The following is a 22,982-nucleotide window of genomic DNA, read 5'->3' as shown; positions in this document are numbered from 1 at the left end:
TTTGTATTTTCATCCCAACTTAAGTCAATAAAGAGATGGCACTCAATAAACTTGCGCTGATCCGTTATAAAATAATCGACAATTGTCTGCGAATGAGGCATAGAAAATGGACATTAGAAGATCTAATGGAAAAGGTCTCCGATGCTCTTTATGAGTTCGAGGGAATCAAGAACGGTATAAGTAAACGAACGATCCAGGGGGATATCCAATTGATGCGGAGCAACAAATTGGGCTACAATGCACCCATTATCGTTACACACCGCAAGTTTTACACCTATGAAGACCCTGATTACAGTATTAGCAACTCACCTATTTCTACGGGGGATATGCAAAAAATGAAAGAAGCCGTCGAAGTACTGAAGCACGTCAGTGGCTTTTCGAGCTTCGATGAAATGAGCGATATCATCGCCCGTCTGGAAAATAGCATACATACCCGAAGAGATAATCAACCATCCATTATACAGATGGAAAGCAACAAGCTCTTGAAAGGCTTGTCTTTCATCAGTCCACTTCACCATGCCATACGTGAAAAGACACCCCTGCTCATCACTTATCAGTCCTTTAAAGCCATACGGAAACAGGATTTGATAGTCTCCCCTTACCTACTGAAAGAATATCGCAACCGCTGGTTCCTCATTGGACACCACAGGAAAAGTCAAGGCCTGATGACCCTTGCGCTGGACCGGATCTGCGGAATAGAAGAAATGGGAAAAAGTGCATACGTTGAATATACCGGGGTGGACTTTGAACGCTATTTCTCCGACACCATTGGGGTCACCAAGTCGCAAAAAGATCGGGGGCAACGCGTCATACTACACATCAACGCGAAGAATGCACCTTATGTTGAAACGAAGCCACTGCATCCATCACAGCAGATTCTGAACCGAAAGGAAGACGGTTCGCTTTTAATCCGAATCGATGTCGTGATTAACTTTGAATTGGAAAGAGAGATCCTGGGATTCGGGGAAACAATCACCGTACTTGCTCCCAGAAATCTACAAACCCGCATAAGACAGCGCTTGTCTGCTGCGGCAAAATTATACATCAATGAACCAGAAAAACAGGATGCAGTACACCATCGTAACGGATAGTTCCAAAAAAAGGTTCGTGAATGGATAACAGAAAAAACCGCTGGATTATGTTACCCTTAAATAACAAAAAGCCTGCTATACTGAGCTACAGATCCTGGGCAATAACATAACCACTAGCCCAGGCCCACTGGAAATTATAACCGCCCAGCCATCCCGTAATGTCGACCGTTTCACCGCCAAAATAAAGTCCGGGAATTTTCCTTGCCTCCAAAGTCTTGCCGTACAATTCTGCCGTTGAAACGCCACCACGCATAACCTCTGCCTTATCGTACCCCCTATCTCCAGCAGGCTTAACCTTGAAACAATGGACCGTATCGGTGATATGTTTGGCATCGGCCTTGCTCAGGGAAGCTATCTTGATGTCTAAATCGATGAATTTGCCAAACGCATCAACAAGCTTTCGGCTGAAATAATCATGCAACAATTGCGATACCAGCCGCCGTCCACCCTTTTGTCGTTCTGCTTTAATAACTTCCTCGAGATTGAATTGTGGAAGCAGGTTGATCCTGATCTCATTTCCGGGCCGCCAATAACTGGATATCTGAAGAATGGCAGGCCCACTTAATCCCCAATGTGTAAACAATATATTCTCTTCGAAAGCAATCGTACCGATCGACACTCTCGAAAAGACGGTATTTCCAGCCAAGGCTGCATACCAATCGGCATCTTTACCGGTAATGCTGAGGGGCACCAGAGCCGGTGCAGTCTGTACTACATCCAGACCAAATTGTTTTGCTATACGCAGACCAAAGTCCGAAGCTCCTAATTTTTGAACGGGTAGTCCTCCTGAAGCGACAACCACTTTTTTCGCCCGGTACTGTGCCATACCCCGACGATCTTCTGCAGTGATGACAAATCCCACCCCATCTTTTATAACCGAACGGACAAGGGTGTTCAATGCGATATCCTGGCCTGTGCTGTAAAGTATGTGGGTAAACACACCAACAATATCTTTGGCTTTATCTGTTTCGGGGAAGAGCTGCCCTAGTGTTTTCTCCTTCCCTTTAATACCATAACGCTCAAAAAAGTTAATGGTGTCTTCGACCGTCCATTGTTGGAATACACTATGTAAAAATTCAGGATTTTCAGAAATAAAATTGCGAATGGTAGTCTCTATATTGGTATAATTACATCGTCCACCACCAGATATCAATATCTTTGCTCCCACCTTATCATTACGCTCCAGCAACAGTGTTTTCTTACCCAACAACCCAGCCTGTGCAGCACACATCAGGCCGCAGGCACCACCGCCGATAATAATTGCGTCATACATGTTTGCCATCACGTTTTAATAAGCAATCAACTGTCCCTCGGCCGAAATTACTTTTCGCTCCAATTGGCTTTGATACCCCAATTCGATAATCCGGATCACATCCCTGGCTTGCTCGGGACTCGCCATCAAAGCAGCGTTTCCTAAAATAGTATCTGCTACATTCTGATAAAATTCCGGATAAGATCCGCGTTCCGACCGGACCACCTCCAACACGTCCTTTCCTTCTTCGACGATATGGAGTGTTCCATAAATACTGGGATCTTCTTCCCCCCAATTTGGATCCTCATCCGGAAATTGACCCGCTCGTAATAAAGCTTCCTGCGGATCTACACCGTGTTTTACGAAGTTGCCGTTGAGGCCAAATAGACGGTAACGCGGTGTAGGCTCCTTTGCTAGCATGGACCCTTTTAACGATACCCGAAGGTTATCATAATATAAAATACAGTCAAAATTATCTATTGTCTTTGCGTAATCGCGCTGTATTGCCAAATCGCAGAAAACAGCCTGCGGCTTACCAAACAACTGCAGGGTCTGATCAATAAGATGCGGCGCCAAATCATAAAAAATTCCTGAGCCCGGCAAGTTTTCCTCACGCCAGGCATTCGGCCGTAAATAATTTCGAAAACGGTCAAACCGGGCCTCGAGATTGACAATCCGCCCCAGGCGGCCTCCTCGAACAATTTTCTCGACGGTACGGTAATCCGAGTTAAACCGTAGATTGTGATACGGCGCAAGGACCAGATTCCTTTCCTTCGCCAGAGCAATCAATTCGTCTGCCTGCGCCACAGTATTGGTAAAGGGCTTCTCAACAACAACATGCTTGCCCGATTCCAAGGCGCGCTTGGCAAGAGGATAATGCATATCGTTGGAAGTCGCCACCACCACCAAATCAATGGCTTCGTCTCCCAAAATCTCGTCTGCAGAGAGTGCAATCTCTACCTGGGGAAAACGCTCTTTGAGCAGAGCCTGCTGCTCGGCTTTCCGGGCAGTCACTTTAACGAGTTCAAGTGTTGCAACAGCACGCATGACAGGCGCATGAAATACCTGTCCGGAGATACCGAAACCGATCAAACCTACACGGATCTTTCTCATCGCTTACATTCTTTCGGGTACATCAATCCCCAATAAAGCCATACCTCTGGCAATAACCTTCGCTGCTGCAGATGACAAATGCAATCTAAAATTCTTGACTTCGTTGTCTTCGGCTTTTAAAATGCTCTCCTCATGATAGAATTTATTATATAACTTGGCAACTTCATAGATATAGTTTGCCAGCTGTGCCGGGCTAAACTCTTGCGCTGACGCCTCAATGACCTCGGGAAATGCGCCCAGTTGCTGAATAAGATCCCTTTCGTAGGAAGAAATGGATGACACTGCCGCCAGGGAATGACCGGATTCAAATTCGGCTTTGCTCAGGACAGACTTGATACGCGCATGCGTGTACTGAATAAAGGGTCCGGTATGCCCCTGAAAATCCACCGACTCATTGGGATCAAACAATAGCCGCTTTTTGGGATCCACTTTCAATAGAAAATACTTTAAGGCCCCCATACCGATTGTGTTGTATAATTCTGCCTTCGCATCTTCAGGCAATCCCTCGGTCTTGCCCAGCTCTTCGGTGCGTTCCTGCGCAGTTCTGACCATCTCAGCCATTAGATCATCGGCATCCACAACGGTCCCTTCCCGCGATTTCATTTTGCCTGAAGGCAGATCCACCATACCATAAGAGAGATGAAATAAACCATCTGCCCAGGTCTTGCCTAGTTTTTTTAGAATCAGAAATAACACCTTGAAATGGTAGTCTTGCTCATTGCCTACCACATAAATGGATTCATCCATCTTAAATTCATCGTATTTAAGCTGTGCTGTACCCAAATCCTGGGTGATATAGACCGAGGTGCCGTCTCCGCGGAGCACCAATTTCTGATCCAGTCCTTCATCTGTCAGATCGATCCAGACAGAATGATCGTCTTTTTTGAAGAACACACCTTTATCCAATCCCTCCTGAATGATGTCTTTCCCCAGAAGATAAGTATCCGATTCGTAATAGTACTTATCGAAATCGACCCCCAGTTGTTTATAAGTCCTTTCAAATCCAGCATATACCCAGCCGTTCATCGTCCGCCAGAGCGTAATAACTTCCTCATCACCAGCTTCCCATTTTTGTAGCATAGCCTGGGCTTCTTTCATGAGAGGTGCATTTTTCTTAGCTTCTTCCTCAGATTGGCCTATAGCCCTCAAGCTGTCAATTTCCTTTTTATATTCCTTATCAAATATTACATAATATTTGCCGACCAGATGGTCTCCTTTCAATCCGGTAGATTCAGGAGTCTCGCCAGCACCAAATTTCTGCCAAGCGAGCATGGATTTACAGATATGTATCCCCCTGTCGTTCACTAAATTCGCTTTAACAACCTCATAACCATAAGCTTTGAGAATTTCAGCAACAGAATAGCCTAATAAGTTATTACGGATATGTCCCAAATGTAAAGGTTTGTTTGTATTGGGTGAAGAATATTCCACCATCAACTTTTTGCCATTCGACGGAAATGTACCAAAATCCCGAGCGGCAATCTTTTCATTCAGGAGAGAAATCCAATAAGCATCCGAAAGTACAATATTCAAAAAGCCCTTGATTACATTGAAGTCCGATATTTCGGCAATATGTTGCTGCAGAAAAGCACCGATCTCCTTGCCAGTCTGCTCGGGCGACAATTTCGAAAAGCGTGTTACTGGAAAAGTTACGATTGTAATCTGCCCTTCAAACTCCTTGCGGGTAGCTTGCAAAGCCAATTGATTTTCTAAAATATCTGCATGATAAAGCTCTTTAACTGCCTGTACAGTGACTTCAACAAGTCGCTTTTGAATAGAATTTGCCATTTAACGATTTTGTAAATTTTACAACTTCCTGATAGTGAATTGGAAATAAATAACATTCCTTATTTAGGTATTCACCATTAAAGTATATCTTTGCAAAAATAATAAAAAATGCAGAGCTATCAGGAATTTCTTGACTTAAGTGTTGGTTTTCCGCAGGACGGATTCGAAATCATCGACGACGAATTGTATTTCCATGATTTGAATTTAATGGAAATGATAGAAACGTACGGCACGCCATTACGTTTTACTTATTTGCCTATCGTCAGCAAAAAAATTCAGCAAGCTAAAATCCTTTTTCAGACCGCAATCCTGAAACACGATTATCGCGGAACCTATAAGTATTGTTATTGTACCAAATCGTCTCATTTCAAGCATATCGTAGAAGAAGCGCTGAAAAATGATATCCATCTCGAAACTTCATCTGCATTTGACATGCCTATGATTGATTCATTGGAAAGACAGGGTACTGTAACAAAAGATATTACGGTAATCTGTAATGGATTCAAAACTTATCAATATAAGCAGTACATTATTGATATGATCCATGATGGGTATAAAAACATTATACCGGTACTGGATAACAAAGAAGAGTTTAATCTTTATGATGATGAGATCGAACTCGATGAACCCTGTGCGTTAGGAATCCGTGTTGCTTCTGAAGAACAGCCAGATTCACAATTCTATACCTCAAGACTGGGAATACGGCAGGAGGACGTCATTGATTTTTATAATAATAAAATCGTTGACAATCCTAATTTCAAAGTGAAACTCCTGCATTTCTTTATCAATTCAGGTATTTCTGATACTCCGTATTACTGGAATGAACTGGAAAAATATGTAACTCTATACTGCAAGTTCAAAAAAGTAAACCCAGACCTCGATACACTTGATATCGGTGGCGGTATGCCTTTCAAGGATTCGTTGGTACATGATTTCGACTACGAGTATATGGTCAACGAGATCGTTAACCGCATCAAGCAGATCTGCGCACACCATGATGTCATGGAACCCGATATTATTACCGAATTTGGCAAGTACACCGTAGCCGAAGCATCGGGTATTCTTTACAAAGTTTTGGGACGTAAACAACAGAACGACCGCGAGCGCTGGTTTATGATTGATGGATCTTTCATCACCAACCTCCCTGATGTATGGGCCCTAAACCAAAAGTATATCTTATTGCCTATCAATAATTGGGACTCCGAATACGAACGTGTCAATCTGGGCGGAATTACCTGCGATGGACAGGATTACTACAATCAGGAAGCTCATATGAACTCGGTATTTATGCCAAAAACCCGTAAAGTACAATATCTGGGCTTCTTCCATACCGGTGCTTACCAGGATGTACTGAGCGGATATGGCGGGATACATCATTGTCTACTCCCCTCTCCAAAACATGTATTGGTCCGTCGCAACCGGGATGAAACATTCAATTATGAAGTTTTTGGCGAAGAGCAGAACTCCAAACAGGTCATGAAATTACTGGGATACCAATAACTTAAGCTTTAGCGAAATAATAAAAAAAACACTTGTTGATGACAAGTGTTTTTTTTATTATTTCGCTACCCAGGAATTAAAAAATTTTAGCACTTTATCCTCGTCATAACTCTTTCCTTTTTCCAAACTACCGCTTTCCTGCACATGTAACGTCTTCCCGTTTTTATCTAGCACAATAAAGAAGGGATAACCTAATTGATTCCCTTCAGGTGCATATTTTTGAAAAACAGCTTCATTTTTATTCTCCTTTGAATAGTTGAGATGATAATACAGAAAACGGCGCCGAAGCAAGTCATCCACCTTCGCCGTTTTGTGAATGAAGTCATTGAATCGCAAGCACCAGACACACCAATTTCCCCCCGCTTGGATAATGATATTCTTATGCTCTTTTTTTGCACGTTGCAACAACTCATTGATGTCTTTTTGTGCATCTGCCTGGGGGCTGTATGGTTTCGCAAAGTCCTCCTGAACTTTTGCATGCTCCTGGGCCACTGCCTTATCTGTATGCAGCAATCGTCCTCCTATAATGAATGACAGACCAAGGAATAGTAATTTAATTCTTTTCATCGTTCGACACGTTATATAATTATTAAAAATACAAAATCGTTGTCCCAATCCCAAACATATGCCCCTCATGTTGGTTAACATTATGGATAATTCATCATTAAAAATGTGATCATACAGGTAAAATCGATCAAATTAGTACTTCCTTAAATAAAGAAACGCACGATAATGAAGAAAAATCACACAAATACAATCATAATATCAAAACAAAAAATAACAAAAACAAACATTCGCTATACAGACAATTTTAATCAAAATCCTTTATTTTCTCATAAATAAACTATAACTTAGTTATTAGCGAATACAACTATAGGAAAAAAGAGGTTTTCAAAAGACCAAAAACGAAATAAAATGAAACATGAAGAATTCAACAGGTCGAGATTACTAGAAAAGATAAAAGGCTCGAGTGAATGGGATGTTATTGTCATCGGAGGCGGGGCAAGTGGCTTAGGCGTCGCCCTAGACGCGCTGAGCCGTGGCTTCAGAACGCTATTATTGGAACAAGTTGATTTCGCAAAAGGCACCTCAAGTAAAGCGACCAAACTTGTTCACGGAGGTGTACGCTATCTGGCACAAGGTGACATCGCCCTCGTTAGAGAAGCGCTCCATGAAAGAGGGTTGCTGCAACAGAACGCACCACATTTGGTCAAAAATCAATCCTTTATCATTCCCAACTACAGCTGGTTGGACGGCCCTTTTTACACCATCGGGATGAAAATTTATGATTTTCTGGCCGGTAAATTGAGCCTCGGAAAATCTACACATATCAGCAAAGAGGAAACCGGACGGAGAATCAGCACCGTAAGAACAAAAGGCCTATATGGCGGGGTCGTCTATCAGGATGGCCAATTCGACGATGCCCGTCTGGCAGTAAATATAGCTCAAACCTGCATTCAGATGGGTGGCGTTGTACTTAATTATATGAAAGTGACGGATCTGACAAAATCAGACTTGGGGCTGGTGGACGGTATTGTTGCACAAAATACGGAAACTGGCGAGAACTTTACCATCAAAGGGAAAGCAGTGATTAACGCTACCGGAATCTTCGTCGACGACATTCTAAAAATGGATAAACCGGAAGCCAAGCAACTCGTCAGACCCAGCCAGGGGGTTCATCTTGTTTTTGACAAATCCTTTCTTCCGGGCGACGATGCGATCATGATCCCAAAGACCGATGACGGCAGAGTGCTCTTTCTAGTTCCATGGCACAACCGCGTCATCGTCGGCACAACAGATACACCGATTGATGAGCATAGCCTTGAACCGGTAGCCTTGGAGCAAGAAATAGACTTCATCCTCAAAACTGCTGGGCGATACCTCACCAAACAGCCAACGCGACAGGATGCACTCGCTGTGTTCGCTGGTCTTAGGCCACTGGCAGCGCCGACAGACAATTCGAACAAAACCAAAGAAATTTCGCGTAGCCATAAAATTATCGTCAGCGACTCTAAACTGCTGACATTAACCGGTGGAAAATGGACCACATTCCGGCGCATGGGCCAGGATACCGTAGACAAGGCGATCAAAATCGGCTGCTTGCCGAAAAAAGAAAGTACATCAGCTACCACAAAAATCTATAGCGCCGTCCCGACTGCCGACCGGAGCAATCATATGTACATATACGGGTCGGACCAGGAAGCTATAAACGCCCTCGCAGAAGAAAATCCAATCTGGAACGAAAAACTAGTGGAACCGCTCGAATTTAAAAAAGTGGAAGTCGTGTGGGCTGTGCGAAATGAATTGGCCAGAACAGTGGAAGATGTATTATCTCGAAGAGTCCGCCTCTTATTCCTCGACGCCAGGGCAGCTATTGATGCTGCTCCGGAGGTTGCCAGAATACTTGCAGAGGAACTTGGAAAGGATGAAAACTGGCAAAAAAAACAAATAGAAAGTTTCCAAAACGTTGCAAAAAATTATATCTTAAACTAGTTCAAAATAACCAGCAATAATCAATTATGGAACAACAGTACATTTTGGCCATGGACCAAGGCACAACAAGCTCCAGAGCCATTATATTTGACAGGGATAGAAATATAATCTCCATTGCCCAAAAAGAATTTACCCAGATCTTCCCAAAACCGGGATGGGTGGAACACGACCCCCACGAGATCTGGTCAACGCAGGCAGGGGTAACCGCCGAAGCCACAACAAAAGCTGGACTCAATGGAAAAAATATTGCGGCAATCGGTATCACCAATCAACGTGAAACTATTGTTGTCTGGGAAAAGGAAAGCGGCAAACCAGTCTATAACGCCATCGTATGGCAGGATAAACGCACTGCCGATTATTGTGACGAACTTCGTCAGTCGGGCAAACACAAAATGATTCAGGAAAAAACAGGGCTAATCCTTGATCCGTATTTTTCAGCAACTAAAATCAAATGGATCCTCGACAATGTGGAAGGGGCAAGAGAAAAGGCGACTAACGGCGAATTGATTTGTGGCACCATCGACACCTGGCTTGTGTGGAATCTTACACGCGGCGATGTGCATATCACCGATGTTACCAATGCTTCCCGCTCCCTCTTGTTCAATATACATACCATGGATTGGGATGCTGAACTGCTTGACTTATTTAAGATCCCTGCAACAATGCTCCCTCAGGTAAAAGAAAGCAGTGAAATCTATGGGGAATCGCGAACAACAATCTTCGCCCATAAGGTCAAAATTGCGGGAATTGCGGGCGACCAGCAGGCAGCGCTATTTGGTCAGCAGTGCATAGAAAAGGGAATGGTTAAAAACACCTACGGCACCGGTTGCTTCATGTTAATGAATATCGGAGATAAACCCATCATGTCCAAAAACAATTTATTGACAACAGTAGCCTGGAAGATCAATGGAAAAACGGAGTATGCACTGGAAGGCAGTATATTTATTGGTGGCGCATTGGTACAGTGGCTGCGTGACAACCTCAATGTGATTAACAGGTCTGCCGATGTGGAACAATTGGCACTTTCGGAAAAAGACAACGGCGGAGTTACCTTTATCCCAACATTTGCAGGTCTTGGCGCCCCATACTGGAATGCCCGGGCACAGGGTACCTTGTTTGGTCTAACACGTGCGACAACAAACGGACATATCGCCAGAGCATCCTTGGAAGCAATCTCTCTGCAGACCAGAGATGTCTTAAAAGCCATGGAAGCCGACAGCGGCATACCGATTAAGGAACTACGCGTAGATGGGGGAGCCACGGCCAATAACTTGCTGATGCAGATCCAGGCCAACGTGCTAAATAGCCAGGTCGTAAGACCCAAAATCACCGAAACCACCGCACTGGGCGCAGCTTATCTTGCCGGCCTGGCCGTCGGTTTCTGGAAAAATGAAGAAGAGATCTCGAAATTCTGGGCCCAGGACCGTGTTTTCGAACCTGAAAAAGAACAGGAAGAGCAGACCAGACAGATTATCAAACAGTGGACTAAAGGCATAAAGGCATTACAATTCTGGACAGAAAACTAACCAATACTTATGAACCATTATTTAGCAGAATTTATTGGCACCGCCCTCCTTTTGCTTCTGGGCAATGGTGTGGTCGCAAACGTAATTTTAAAGGGAACAAAAGGTGAAAACGGCGGGTGGATCGTGATCACGACCGGCTGGGCACTGGCGGTATATATAGGTGTCGTATTCGCAGGTCCTTACACAGGAGCCCACCTGAACCCGGCAGTCACTGTTGCAGTAGCGCTCAACCACGGAGTTTCCTGGACGGAAGTACCCGGATATATCCTCGCACAGATCAGCGGCGGATTCTGTGGAGCCTTATTGACCTATATCATGCACAAAGATCATTTTGATGCGACTTCCGATCCAACAACAAAACTAGGTGTTTTTGCCACAATCCCAAATATCCGAAATGTATCTACTAATCTGGCCAGCGAAATCATCGGGACATTTGTCCTGATTTTTGTCATCTTTTTTATCACGGGACAGGATGTCAGCATCAATGGGAAAAATGAACCCATTGGCATGGGATCTCTCGGAGCAATTCCAGTGGCCTTCCTCGTATGGGCAATAGGCCTGTCCCTCGGCGGAACAACCGGATATGCAATTAACCCTGCCCGCGATCTTGGCCCCCGTTTATTCCATACGGTGTGGCCCATCAAGGGAAAAGGGAGCTCGGATTGGTCTTACGCCTGGATCCCCGTACTGGGACCACTAATTGGTGCAATCCTGGCATTCGCGCTATATGCCTTAATAAAATAAAAAAGGGATTCAGCCTTAGCTGAATCCCTTTTTTATTTTATCTTCTTAACCGCGTTTCGGCTTCCGGTGCCCATATTCACGGTCCCGTTCAAAAGTATTCATATGCCTTTCCTTCTTCACAGGGTAAACATCATCAATAACGATCAGAATTCCTTTTTCCTCAACCGTACCAAACTCATTATTTCGGGCAGTGCCAAATGATTTCATCGTTGGGGACAAATTCATATACGTATTTATCAATGGTGGAATATTCTCTCCCAGCGCCCTCACGTGGCTATTGAGTACTTTATACCCCTCCTTATAGTCTAACCCATCAAAAGTGCCGATAAAGCGATCGTAATCATTCTTAATTTCCAACTCCGGCAACGGGACGACCAGCTTATCGTGATCGGGAAAATAGTAATCCATGAAATAAAGCAACATATCCTTTGCATCTTTATTATAATGCGGATACATGGTTACTTTTCCAAAAAGATATTTGATCTCCGGGTTGAGCATCACAAGCGCTCCTAACCCATCCCATAAATTATCCAGAGAGAAAATGCCCTTCCTATTATCAATTGCAGGCTGGTATCTTGGTTGTACAAAAGAGCGGCCGAGCTCAATCGTATACGGTAGATAATCTTTTGTAAACTGGTCGGAAAACTGGAAATAGTGGGCTGTGGATAAATTGGGCACACCATTTACTGCGCCAGCTTCAGCACATTTAATGACCCGATAGCCTGCGACCACCTCCTCGTCTTCCGGATTCCAGGCAATCAGCTGATCATAGCAATCTTCACAGGTATCATTTTCATCAATATCGATGGATAACCCCGTACCTCCCCCTGCTCCGCGGAAAGTCAATTCCCGTAATCGTCCAATTTCACGCATGACATTGGGCGAATTATGATAGTTGATCAAATATATCTCGTTATTTCCATTGTTGGTATATCGTAAGAAAACTTCCTTATTCAGTTCCGTTTTCAATAATTCTCTATCAACTGGAGGTATAATTTCTTGCATAAATTCTATTTTTCTTGAGCTAGTCCATAAACCCTTCTTTTCACTTCTTCAGCCCAAGTCTTTTCGTTTTTTGATTGATCAAACGCTGTATAAGGGATTCTTTTTCCTATTATAATATTGACGGTATGCCCACGTTGGGCAAACATTTCATCAGGTAAATATAACATTTCAATGTTTACCTTAAGACCTAATTTTTGTCTGAGCCTTGCAAAATTATAAAAAAACTTAGAGTTTTTGCCGTCTATAAGCACCGGAACGATATCTTTTTTATACTTTTTTGCTTTACTGATGAAGCTTTTTTTCCATTCCAGGTCCTCAATATGCCCCCCTTTCTGCTTCCTTGAAACCAGACCCGCAGGAAATACCAGGAGGGCGTCATCTGCACCGTATGCTTCTTCAATGGCCGAAATGGCCTGCTTCCCCTGTGTTCCCAATTTGTTCACCCCTACAAACAGCGGTCTTAAATTACCAATATTTAACAAGATGTCGTTGACCAAAAATTTCACATCGCGTCTATACTTGCCGATTGCATGCATGAAAGCAATACCATCCAAGCCTCCCAGAGGATGATTGGAGGCGAAAATGACAGGGTCGGTAACAGGTATGTTTTCAGCTCCGTAAAGATTTACTTTCACATCCAGATCCTCAATAAGTGCGTCTACAAAATCAAGTCCCTGCAGATCAGCAAAACGAGTCATAATATCGTTTATCTCATCCTCATGAATTGTTTTCTTCAGATAGTTGAGCAAGAAAGACGGAATCCATTTCGCCAGCTTCGGATTTTTCTTATGGATTACTTCGCGTATATCAATAAATTTTTTGTTCTTAGTTGTAATCATGAATCTAATCTCTGACTAAAATACATTTTGTCTTTCATAAGCCTACTTGCAAGCTTATATCAAATAGCTGACAAAAATACTAACAGAATAGCAATAAAAGTACAATTTTAAATATTAAAATCGCAGTTAATTGCAATAATGTGATTACAAGCTGCCGTTCTCCCTGCAGACGGCTGCCTCTGTCTATGCATCGCTAAACTGATCGACAAAAATTTCGCTTCACATTGTTTTTTTTATTAAGTTTGGATATGTTAATAGGTCAATTTCTTTCAAACGCAGATTTCAGTATCCAACAGGCTGATTCCGTACATCAGGCATTAGAAAAGCTACAGGACATGCTTTGCAAAGAGTTGGTCGTTTTAAACGGAAACGAATATATTGGGTTAATCAATGAATCTGCTCTCCTGGATGCAGACAACGAACAAGCACCTCTTGCGTCTATTAAAATCAACACAGCCCCTATTCAGCTCAAATTTAATCAGCACCCTTACGATGCACTGGTGATGAGTACCGTGTACAATAGTTCCTTAGTACCTATTTTAGACCAAGACAACAAATATATTGGCGTTTGTACCCAATTGGACATTTTAAAGGCAATCTCGCTGATCCAGTCGCAAAATGAGTCTGGCGCAATTATCGTACTGGCTATCGGCTTACATGATTTCTCCCTATCCCAGATCGCACATTTGGTCGAGAGCGATAACTGCAGAATTTTAAATTGTGCTACAAAAATAAATCTGGAAAATGACTCCATCGAAGTGACCCTGAAAGTAGACAAATCCAATATCAACGCCTTACTAAATTCTTTCTTGCGGCACAACTATATAATATTGCAGACACATAATACCATCGCTGCATTTGATGACACAGCAGAACGTTACCAGCAGCTTATGAATTACATCAACATTTAATTAGTTAAGATTAGTTTTTTTCTCATCTTTGCCCAAATAAATTCAGAAAATATGAGAATTGCGATATATGGACGCGAGTTTCAGCCCTCCGTTATAGCACATGTGAAGCACTTATTTGGATATCTCGTTACCCAAAACGTTGACATATGGGTGTACGAGCCTTTTTATAAGTTCTTGACTACGCAGTTTGAATGTGGCTTTGAGTTTCCCACCTATTGTAGGTACGAGGAAATTAAAGACAATATCGATATTATGCTTAGCCTCGGCGGTGACGGCACCATGCTTTCTGCCGTTTCCCTAATCAAAGATTCGGGGATCCCAATTGCTGGAATAAATTTTGGCCGATTGGGTTTCCTGGCATCGATCAATAAAAATGATTTTGAACACGCCATAGCTGATATCATCAATCATCGTTATGATATCCAAAAAAGGGTGCTTCTATCTGTGGAATCTAAACAGGTCAATCTATTCCAGGGCAACCACTATGCACTTAATGACATCACTGTGTTCCGGTACGACAGTTCGGCAATGATCACTGTCAACGCGAGAATTAACGGAGAACTACTCAACTCCTACTGGGCAGACGGCCTGATTATCGCCACACCTACGGGATCCACAGCCTACTCGCTAAGTTGTGGCGGTCCCATTATCATGCCCGAAAGTGGAAACTTTGTAATCACACCGATCTCTCCACATAACCTGAACGTCAGGCCGATCGTTATATCCAATCAGTTTACGCTCGAACTGGAAATAGAAAGCCGAAGCAACCAGTATATACTTAGCTGCGATTCCAAAAACGAATCTATTGACACGTCTGTAACATTGACCATCCAACAGGCACCGTTTACCATCAACCTGATCCGCCTCCCCAACGAGAGCTTTTTCAGTACACTGAGGGAGAAACTGCTATGGGGGATCGACGTCAGGAATTACTAATCTTTATACATATTCCGCTTCTGATTTTCCGATTAAAAATCGATATTTGAAGAAATAACTGAAATTGGATAAAACATCTATCGGCAAGCTCCGGGAGTAATGATCAAACGATACCGTACCAAGTACACAATGTCGTTTGGCTTTAAATACAAAGACCGATATCTGGTCAACATACACTGAGCTCTAATTGGGTGAGGTGGTAATTATTGAAAATAGCAACAATGAGCTTTTTAGATCAAATTGATAACATCAAATTACCTCAACATATCGCCATCATTATGGATGGTAATGGTCGTTGGGCAAAACAAAAGGGCAAACTCCGTGTATTCGGTCATCAGAACGGAGTGAAAGCCGTCAGAGAAGCACTGGAGGGATGTGTTCAGGCCAATATCAAATATCTAACACTCTACGCTTTCTCCGCTGAAAACTGGAACCGGCCAAAACTTGAAGTCGTAGCCCTCATGGAACTCTTGGTTTCTTCCCTGAAAAAGGAAATAAAAACGTTTCAGGAAAATGGCGTCAGACTAAATGCAATCGGCGACATCAGCAAGCTGCCCACAAATGCGCAAAAAAAATTACAGGAAACAATAGAAGCGACAAAAGACAATACAACATGTACGCTAACCCTTGCCTTGAGCTATAGTTCACGCCAGGAGATGGTCGATGCCGCACGGACCTTGGCAGCGAAAGTTAAAGCTGGAGAAATAAACGCTGAAGATATAAACGATGATATGTTTTCAGCCAATTTGTATACACGGAACATTCCCGATCCCGATTTATTGATCCGCACCAGTGGCGAACTGCGGATAAGTAATTTTCTGCTTTGGCAAATCGCTTATTCCGAGTTATGCTTCCTGGACAAAATGTGGCCGGAGTTTACAAAGGAAGATCTGTTCCAATCTATTGTCGAATACCAACAGCGCGAAAGAAGGTTTGGAAAAACTAGCGAACAGTTATAAATGATTTTATTAAATTTGTCAACTGATTTGATAAAAACAAGCTGGTTAAATTTTCTTAATTAACAAAAATTAACAACTCATTGGTGTACTTTAGCGCCAATAATTATTGATAAATGAAGCGTATACTACCCGTAATACTATTTTTTGGTCTCTCATCAATGCAACTTGTCTACGGACAGGAAAATGGTGCGTTCAACCTAAATGACCCCGAAAAAATCAGTTATCTCAACCCAAAAAACTACGTAATTAGTGCCGTTGATGTGACTGGAACACAATTTTTGGATAAAAATGTATTGATTACCATATCCAAATTGTCTGTAGGTCAATATTTGGAAGTGCCAAGCGAAGCAACTGCAAAAGTTGTCAAAGATATGATGGCCCAGGGACTGTTTGATAATGTGGAATTATGGGCTGACAAAATAGAAGGTGAAAACATCTTTTTGACTATACGCGTAGTTGAACGTCCCCGTTTGACCCGCATCGACATCAACGGACTTAGCAAAAGCCAGACCGAAGAGGTCCGCAAACGTTTAAATAGCAATACAGGTAAGATTGTCAACGAAAATTTGATGAATACTACCCGAGCTACGATACAACGTTTTCTAAAAGAAAAGGCTTATTTGTATCCTGAGATTAAACTACGGACAGTTAAAGATTCGGCTCAGGCCAACAACGAAATCCTGATTGCTGATGTAGACAAAAAACACAAAGTAAGGGTCAAAAAAATAACGTTTACCGGCAACGAGCATTTCTCACAAAAGGAATTGCGTAAAATGGCCAAGCCAATTAAACAAAAAATGTGGTACCGCATTTTTGGTCCAGGTAAGTTCAAAGAAGAAAAATATAAAGAAGGTAAAGAAAACCTGATCAAAAAAATGGCGGCCAAAGGTTATCGTGATGCCGAAATCATAAAAGATACGGTCATCCGCGATGGAGAAAAGAATGTATTGGTTAATTTCGACATCTACGAAGGCCCTAAATACTATGTAGGTAACATTGTCTGGACAGGAAATGCCAAATATTCCGACACCTTACTGAACAAGATATTAGGCATCAAACGTGGTGATGTTTTCTCTGAGGAGAAACTGACTGCCAAATTAATGGGTCCCACAAAAAACAGTGATGACATATCATCCATATACATGAACGATGGTTATCTGACGTTTTCGGTAGATCCAGAGCAGACACGCGTATATAACGATACCATCGACCTCAATTTACGAGTATACGAGGGTGCACAATATACAATCAATAATGTGATTGTCAAGGGTAACGACGTCACCAATGACCGCGTTGTATTACGTTCCATTTACACGAAACCCGGACAAAAATTTTCAAAAGAGCAAATTATGCGAAGTGTTCGTGAAATTGCCCAATTGGGAAATTTTGATGAACAAAAAACAAATCCAGTACCAACGAATCTAAATTACGCCGAAGGAACAGTAGACATTGTATATAATGTAACGGAAAAACCTTCTGACCAGGTCGAACTTTCAGGAGGATATGGCGCCGGACAAATCATCGGTACTCTAGGTTTGACGTTTAACAACTTTTCGACGAGCAATTTCTTTGACAAGAGCTCTTGGAAACCGTTGCCTCGGGGCGATGGCCAGAAATTAAGTGTCCGTGGCCAGACCTCAGGTAAACGATATCAATCTTACAGCTTTTCCTTTTCAGAGCCATGGTTAGGCGGGAAAAAGCCAATTTATTTTGGTTTAAGCGCTTATACTTCGAGTTCGTCCTATGGTGGATTCAACTATTATACAGGAGAACAGATCGTAAAAGACTCCGAGCTAAACCGTATCTGGATGACTGGTATTACGGCCACTCTGGGAAAACGATTGCAGTGGCCTGATAACTGGTTTCAAGCCAATACATCGCTGTCGTTCCAGCGCTATAAGCTGCAGAATTATGGAAACTATTTCTTGTTCGATAACGGTACAGCGTACAACATCAACCTGACACAGGAATTCAGCCGTAACTCGATCGATGCGCCGATTTATCCTACTTCAGGATCTAACATCAAATTCTCCGTGCAGCTAACGCCACCATATTCTTTATTCAACAATGTTGATTACAAAAACGGTTCACCGCAAGAACGTTACCGTTGGACGGAATATCACAAATGGAAATTTGACTCACAATGGTATGCCAAAATTGCCGGTAAACTCGTATTTAAAGCCCAGGCTCAATTTGGATTCTTAGGCAAGTATTCCAGCAAAACAGAGATATCCACATTTGAACGTTTCAAAGTAGGGGGCGACGGCATGCAAGGGTTTGATTACCTGCAAGGTTCCGAAATCATTGCGTTGCGGGGATATGCCAATGGTATAATTATTCCAGAAGGTACCCAAAATGTCAATATCGCAAGAAACTCCGGTAGCCCAATTTATACGAAATATCAGATGGAGCTGCGCCATCCAGTCATGTTAAATGATCAGGCAACCGTATATGTACTGGCATTTGCTGAAGCCGGTAACACATGGAATAAATTTGCCGAATTCAATCCATTTAAAGTACGCCGTTCAGCTGGTGTGGGTGCCCGAATCTTCTTGCCTATCTTCGGTATGCTAGGTATTGATTATGGACACGCTTTTGATCCTATTCCGGGAGTTCCGAGCAGTACCTGGAAACAAAACTTTACATTTAGCATCATGCAGAATATGGGTGGTTTCTAAGATAATCACCAGTCATCAGCAGACATAATAGGTTAAGGATAGCTCTTCGCGAATCGCGAAGAGCTATTTTCATTTAGTATATTTTTAAGGTACCAAAAAAGAAACTGCGGTTTGCACACACGATCTTGGCAAAAAAACAGCAAACTGGCACCGACAAGTTAAATAGTGTTAAACCGGAGAAATATCTATCAGATTGTTTCTTTTTTCTTATTTTTGAGCGATAAATTTACATATAACAATTTTTCTCGGATTAAACTTTTGAGGTTCGCTATTGTCATAAGGTAAATTAATGTTAAATAAAAAATTGTAGTCTATAAAACTTACAGGAAATATGAAAAAAATATTGTTAGTTATAGCTTTTGTGGTCGTCAGTGCTACAGCAACATTTGCTCAGCAGCTTGCTTATGTTGATTCAGAATATATCTTGAAACATATCCCTGAGTATACAACCGCACAAAAACAGCTGGATGACCTTTCGAAACAATGGCAGGAAGAAGTCGACCAAAAATATGCTGAAATAGAAAAGTTATATCAGGCGTATCAGAAGGATCAAGCTTTATTAAACGAAGATATGCGCCGCCGCCGTGAAGATGAAATTGTCACACGGGAAAAAGAGGTAAAAGACTACCAAAAACAGAAGTTTGGATTTGAAGGCGAGCTCTTTAAGAGACGTGTACAGCTCGTTAAACCGATTCAAGATCGTGTATCTAAAGCAATCCAGGAAGTGGCCGCTGCACAAGGCTATGATTTCATCATGGATAAGGGAAATGAAACTACTTTTCTATATGCAAATCCCAAATTGAACAAAAGTAATGAAGTCATTACAAAATTAGGCTATAAACCCAATCCTAGTCTTGCAAACTAAGCAGGAGTTTATTATCATTGTGGACACAAGTATTAATAAAAAAATAGTAATTAATTAGAACACTAAAAGATTGCCATGGAGATGGCTTATTACATTAAAATGAAAAGCATGAAAAACTTATTAAAAGGTGCGGTTGCTATAGTGGCGGTATTTTTCTCAACTCAATTTGCAAATGCTCAACAAAAAATTGGTCATATCAATTTCGCTGAAATCATCCAATCTACTCCTGAATTCAAAGCAGCAGAAGCTCAATTGAAAACCTTGAGCGATGGTAAAACCAAAGAAATTCAGGATATGGTTACTATTTATCAAACGAAACAGAAAGACGCTAACGAAAAGTTACGTAATAGAAGCGAAGCCAATAAAGAAACTGTGGATCCTGAAATCAATAAAATAGGTCAAGAGTTACAGGACATTCAGACACGCATCCAAACGGCACAGCAGACCGCTCAGGAAGAACTGAACAAAAAAGAAGAAGAATTGATCGCTCCTGTGCATAGAAAAGTTGCTGATGCAGTAACTGCCGTATCCAAAGAAAAAGGCATGGCTTACGTATTTGATATCTCTAGCACAAACATTCCCTATTTCCAAGGTGGTGAAGATCTAACAGCTGCCGTGAAATCAAAACTAGGTATATCAGCAACCGCAGCTCCGACAGCTCCGGCAAAAAAATAACGGCTTATTTAAGGCATAAAAAAAGGATTATTCAGACGAATAATCCTTTTTTTATGCCTTTCTCTCCTTACAACGGGACGATATTCCCTAACTCCTTTAAACTTTCTCTCCTGTTTGCCCAATTATCACAGCGTCGATACTCACCGATATAATAAAAAATCTGTTGCCTACTTTCTTGTTTTTACCAGGTAAAATGTAGATATTGTCGCAGAAATAGACATTCTACCTTAATGAAAACATCATGGGCTCAATTTTGTTTATTAATAAACGAACTTGATGACTCATAGAAACTTCATTGCTAAAATGATTATACATGGCGTGGCCATGAGCCTAAATTAGCGTAAGCTGATAAGTTCATGAAACCCTCCATTGTTGTTAACACTGTTAAAGGCAGCTGCTATGCAGTCTTTGCAAACAAATTGGTAATGAGTAAACAAATTATTCTGATGAAAAAGAAAGTAACTGAGGATGCCCCAAAGAAAGAAAGAAAGGTAACATCTGGGCCGATCCGGGACAAAGAACGCACCAAAGCACGGATGATTGCGGCTGTAGGAAAAGTAATCCAGAAAAAAGGATACCATGCCTTGAATGGCCCAAATATCGCGCTGGAATGTGGTTTAAATAAGGCCCTCATATGGAACTACTTTGGAGGCCTGGATCAACTGATTGAAGCTTACTTAACTCAAAAGGACTTTTGGCTAATTGGCGACAAAGGAATTCTTGATCAAATGATCTCAAACCCCGACACAATCAATGTAGATCTGATCAATGAATTGCTTCAAAGCCAACTGAACACCTTCTTGAAGGATAAAACTAGACAGAAAATTATTCATTGGGGACTGGGCGAAAAGACCAAAGCCTTAAAAAGTATTGCCGACAAACGCGAGGCCTTTGGAGAAGAACTATTAAAAAACGTTGAACCAAAGTTCAGAAATACAGAAGAGGATATACGCGCCACACTCGCCCTCCTCATTGGCAGCATCTACTACCTATCCTTACAAGCTAAATCGACTGGTAGCACCTTTTGCGGAATTGACCTCAATACTGCAGAAGGAAAAGCTCGTATTGAAAAATCAATCGGAAGAATTCTACAGCGCACTTTTGCTGAAATAGAATAGATTTATATACCCCAACTTCCGGGAATCGGTCAATTCCTGGAAGTTCTTTCCCATACCTGGGCCCCTATTGCGCCTAAAATTTTCACCAACTTCTTTCATATCATTTTTGTCGAATATTTTTATTATGTTAGCATAATAAAAATTAGGTTGTTTTGTAGTATATTTGTTTATAACCAATACCCGTGCGTATGATAGGTCAAATTATATTTGTCGTTTGTTTTGTAGCTGCGTTATTTCTTTTTATAAAAAATGTGCGGCAGATCTATAGCAATATTAAACTCGGTCGGGATAGCGATCGTTCGGATAGACCGGCTGAACGATGGAAGACCATGATCCTCGTTGCATTCGGTCAAAAAAAGATGTTTAAAAGAGTCATTCCAGCACTTTTGCATCTCTTTGTTTATCTGGGATTCGTGATCATCAACATAGAGATGCTGGAGATTATCATTGATGGAATTTTCGGCACACACCGTGTTTTCTCTTTTTTAGGAACTTTCTATAATTTTCTGATCGCTTCCTTCGAATGGCTTGCTCTGGGCGTATTGCTGTCCTGCGTGATTTTCCTGATCCGGAGAAATATAGTTAAAGTAGCTCGTCTGAGCAGCAAGGAGCTCAAGCACTGGCCCAAAACGGACGCGAATATCATTCTTATCACCGAAATCTTTCTGATGACGGCATTTTTGTTAATGAATGCAGCAGACCAGAAACTACAGCTTTATGGGTTTGAACATTTTAAATCGGCAGGCTCCTTTCCCATAAGCCAGTACCTGCTCCCCCACTTGCCTACATCCACCGAAAGCCTCTACCTGATCGAAAGATGCTGTTGGTGGTTTCATATCTTAGGGGTGCTTGCATTCTTGAATTATCTGCCTTATTCAAAACACCTGCACATCGTCCTGGCTTTTCCCAATACCTACTTTTCAAATTTAGGTCCGAAAGGAAAACTATCCAATATGGATGCTGTTACCAATGAAGTTAAGGCCATGCTCGATCCTAGCTTTTCTCCACCTTCGACAGATGCCGTAGCGCGTTTTGGTGCCAAAGATGTACAGGACCTATCCTGGAAGAGCTTACTGGATGCCTATACGTGTACTGAATGTGGGCGCTGTACTTCGTCATGCCCAGCCAACATCACCGGAAAACTGCTGTCGCCCCGAAAAATAATGATGGACACCAGGGATAGATTAACCGAAGTCGGTAATAATATCAAGAAAAACGGTAGCTTTCAAGATGACGGCAAGTCACTTCTGGATTCCTATATCAGCCGGGAAGAGATATGGGCATGTACAAGTTGTAATGCCTGCGTCGAGCAATGCCCGGTCAATATTAATCCCTTGGATATCATCGTAGAACTTCGCCGCTTTGCTGTAATGGAAGAATCCCAGGCTCCAGCGAGTATTAATAATATGTTTGGAAACATTGAGAATAATGGCGCTCCATGGAAATATGCTCAAATGGACCGCGCAAATTGGACTCAACAACACTAGGT

19 protein-coding genes are annotated in these 22,982 nt (G+C 42.1%); 13 read left to right on the top strand and 6 right to left on the bottom strand.

Translation table 11 applies throughout. From position 1 onward, the window contains the following. The first annotated feature begins 35 nt into the window (after positions 1-35). The gene (locus FGL37_RS15410) at positions 36-1,091 is read left to right on the top strand and encodes a helix-turn-helix transcriptional regulator (protein WP_028069131.1); all 1,056 of its coding nucleotides are present in this window, start codon (positions 36-38) and stop codon (positions 1,089-1,091) included. Positions 1,092-1,176: 85 nt separating this feature from the next. Here FGL37_RS15410 and FGL37_RS15405 read toward each other — a convergent pair whose 3' ends face one another. The 3 genes from FGL37_RS15405 to argS are packed head-to-tail and all read right to left on the bottom strand — an operon-like array spanning position 1,177 to position 5,244. Continuing rightward, complete coding sequence (locus FGL37_RS15405; RefSeq protein WP_037532640.1) at positions 1,177-2,364, bottom strand: BaiN/RdsA family NAD(P)/FAD-dependent oxidoreductase; 1,188 nt, start codon at positions 2,362-2,364, stop codon at positions 1,177-1,179. Between the two features lie 15 nt (positions 2,365-2,379). Beyond that, positions 2,380-3,456 (bottom strand): Gfo/Idh/MocA family oxidoreductase, encoded by a 1,077-nt coding sequence (locus FGL37_RS15400; RefSeq protein ID WP_028069133.1) that lies wholly within the window; start codon positions 3,454-3,456, stop codon positions 2,380-2,382. Between the two features lie 3 nt (positions 3,457-3,459). After that, positions 3,460-5,244 carry an arginine--tRNA ligase gene (argS, locus tag FGL37_RS15395; RefSeq protein WP_028069134.1) on the bottom strand — a complete coding sequence of 595 codons (1,785 nt, stop codon included), beginning with the start codon at positions 5,242-5,244 and terminating at the stop codon, positions 3,460-3,462. A 108-nt stretch (positions 5,245-5,352) separates the two neighbouring features. Here argS and FGL37_RS15390 point away from each other — a divergent pair, with 108 nt between their 5' ends. Further along, positions 5,353-6,744 (top strand): type III PLP-dependent enzyme domain-containing protein, encoded by a 1,392-nt coding sequence (locus FGL37_RS15390; protein ID WP_028069135.1) that lies wholly within the window; start codon positions 5,353-5,355, stop codon positions 6,742-6,744. A gap of 57 nt (positions 6,745-6,801) precedes the next feature. Here FGL37_RS15390 and FGL37_RS15385 read toward each other — a convergent pair whose 3' ends face one another. Beyond that, positions 6,802-7,311 carry a thioredoxin family protein gene (locus FGL37_RS15385; protein WP_028069136.1) on the bottom strand — a complete coding sequence of 170 codons (510 nt, stop codon included), beginning with the start codon at positions 7,309-7,311 and terminating at the stop codon, positions 6,802-6,804. 348 nt (positions 7,312-7,659) lie between these two features. Between FGL37_RS15385 and FGL37_RS15380 the strand changes: the two genes are divergently transcribed. The 3 genes from FGL37_RS15380 to FGL37_RS15370 are packed head-to-tail and all read left to right on the top strand — an operon-like array spanning position 7,660 to position 11,507. Beyond that, a complete protein-coding gene (locus FGL37_RS15380; RefSeq protein WP_028069137.1) occupies positions 7,660-9,237 on the top strand; it encodes a glycerol-3-phosphate dehydrogenase/oxidase in 1,578 nt (525 codons plus the stop codon). Positions 9,238-9,263: 26 nt separating this feature from the next. Beyond that, positions 9,264-10,763, top strand: coding sequence for a glycerol kinase GlpK (gene glpK, locus FGL37_RS15375; protein ID WP_037532531.1), 1,500 nt, complete (start codon positions 9,264-9,266; stop codon positions 10,761-10,763). A gap of 9 nt (positions 10,764-10,772) precedes the next feature. Continuing rightward, on the top strand, positions 10,773-11,507 hold the full coding sequence (locus FGL37_RS15370; RefSeq protein ID WP_028069139.1) for an MIP/aquaporin family protein: 735 nt from the start codon (positions 10,773-10,775) through the stop codon (positions 11,505-11,507). A 45-nt stretch (positions 11,508-11,552) separates the two neighbouring features. On the opposite strand, the gene glsB is transcribed toward FGL37_RS15370, so the two are convergent. Both glsB and glsA read right to left on the bottom strand, forming a co-directional pair. Beyond that, positions 11,553-12,512: a glycine N(alpha)-acyltransferase GlsB gene (gene glsB / locus FGL37_RS15365; RefSeq protein ID WP_028069140.1), complete on the bottom strand. Its 960-nt coding sequence runs from the start codon at positions 12,510-12,512 to the stop codon at positions 11,553-11,555. A gap of 5 nt (positions 12,513-12,517) precedes the next feature. Continuing rightward, entirely contained in the window at positions 12,518-13,351 is an 834-nt protein-coding gene (gene glsA / locus FGL37_RS15360) for a lyso-glycine lipid O-acyltransferase GlsA (RefSeq protein ID WP_028069141.1), read from the bottom strand. A 248-nt stretch (positions 13,352-13,599) separates the two neighbouring features. On the opposite strand from glsA, the gene FGL37_RS15355 reads away from it, so the two are divergent. The 8 genes from FGL37_RS15355 (at position 13,600) to FGL37_RS15320 (ending at position 22,980) form a co-directional block, all read left to right on the top strand. After that, positions 13,600-14,262 carry a CBS domain-containing protein gene (locus FGL37_RS15355; protein WP_028069142.1) on the top strand — a complete coding sequence of 221 codons (663 nt, stop codon included), beginning with the start codon at positions 13,600-13,602 and terminating at the stop codon, positions 14,260-14,262. A 51-nt stretch (positions 14,263-14,313) separates the two neighbouring features. Continuing rightward, complete coding sequence (locus tag FGL37_RS15350) at positions 14,314-15,198, top strand: NAD kinase (RefSeq protein WP_028069143.1); 885 nt, start codon at positions 14,314-14,316, stop codon at positions 15,196-15,198. A 221-nt stretch (positions 15,199-15,419) separates the two neighbouring features. Next, a complete protein-coding gene (uppS, locus tag FGL37_RS15345) occupies positions 15,420-16,157 on the top strand; it encodes an undecaprenyl pyrophosphate synthase (RefSeq protein WP_028069144.1) in 738 nt (245 codons plus the stop codon). Between the two features lie 113 nt (positions 16,158-16,270). Next, positions 16,271-18,835 carry an outer membrane protein assembly factor BamA gene (gene bamA, locus FGL37_RS15340; RefSeq protein ID WP_028069145.1) on the top strand — a complete coding sequence of 855 codons (2,565 nt, stop codon included), beginning with the start codon at positions 16,271-16,273 and terminating at the stop codon, positions 18,833-18,835. A 331-nt stretch (positions 18,836-19,166) separates the two neighbouring features. Beyond that, positions 19,167-19,700 (top strand): OmpH/Skp family outer membrane protein, encoded by a 534-nt coding sequence (locus FGL37_RS15335; RefSeq protein WP_028069146.1) that lies wholly within the window; start codon positions 19,167-19,169, stop codon positions 19,698-19,700. A 108-nt stretch (positions 19,701-19,808) separates the two neighbouring features. Continuing rightward, a complete protein-coding gene (locus tag FGL37_RS15330) occupies positions 19,809-20,375 on the top strand; it encodes an OmpH/Skp family outer membrane protein (protein WP_028069147.1) in 567 nt (188 codons plus the stop codon). A 425-nt stretch (positions 20,376-20,800) separates the two neighbouring features. Beyond that, complete coding sequence (locus FGL37_RS15325) at positions 20,801-21,493, top strand: TetR/AcrR family transcriptional regulator (protein ID WP_138096894.1); 693 nt, start codon at positions 20,801-20,803, stop codon at positions 21,491-21,493. Positions 21,494-21,681: 188 nt separating this feature from the next. Continuing rightward, complete coding sequence (locus FGL37_RS15320) at positions 21,682-22,980, top strand: 4Fe-4S dicluster domain-containing protein (protein ID WP_028069149.1); 1,299 nt, start codon at positions 21,682-21,684, stop codon at positions 22,978-22,980. Positions 22,981-22,982 lie beyond the last annotated feature (2 nt).

Source organism: Sphingobacterium thalpophilum (assembly GCF_901482695.1).
GTDB classification, from domain to species: Bacteria; Bacteroidota; Bacteroidia; order Sphingobacteriales; family Sphingobacteriaceae; genus Sphingobacterium; species Sphingobacterium thalpophilum.
This window is presented reverse-complemented; position numbering and strand designations above follow the sequence as displayed.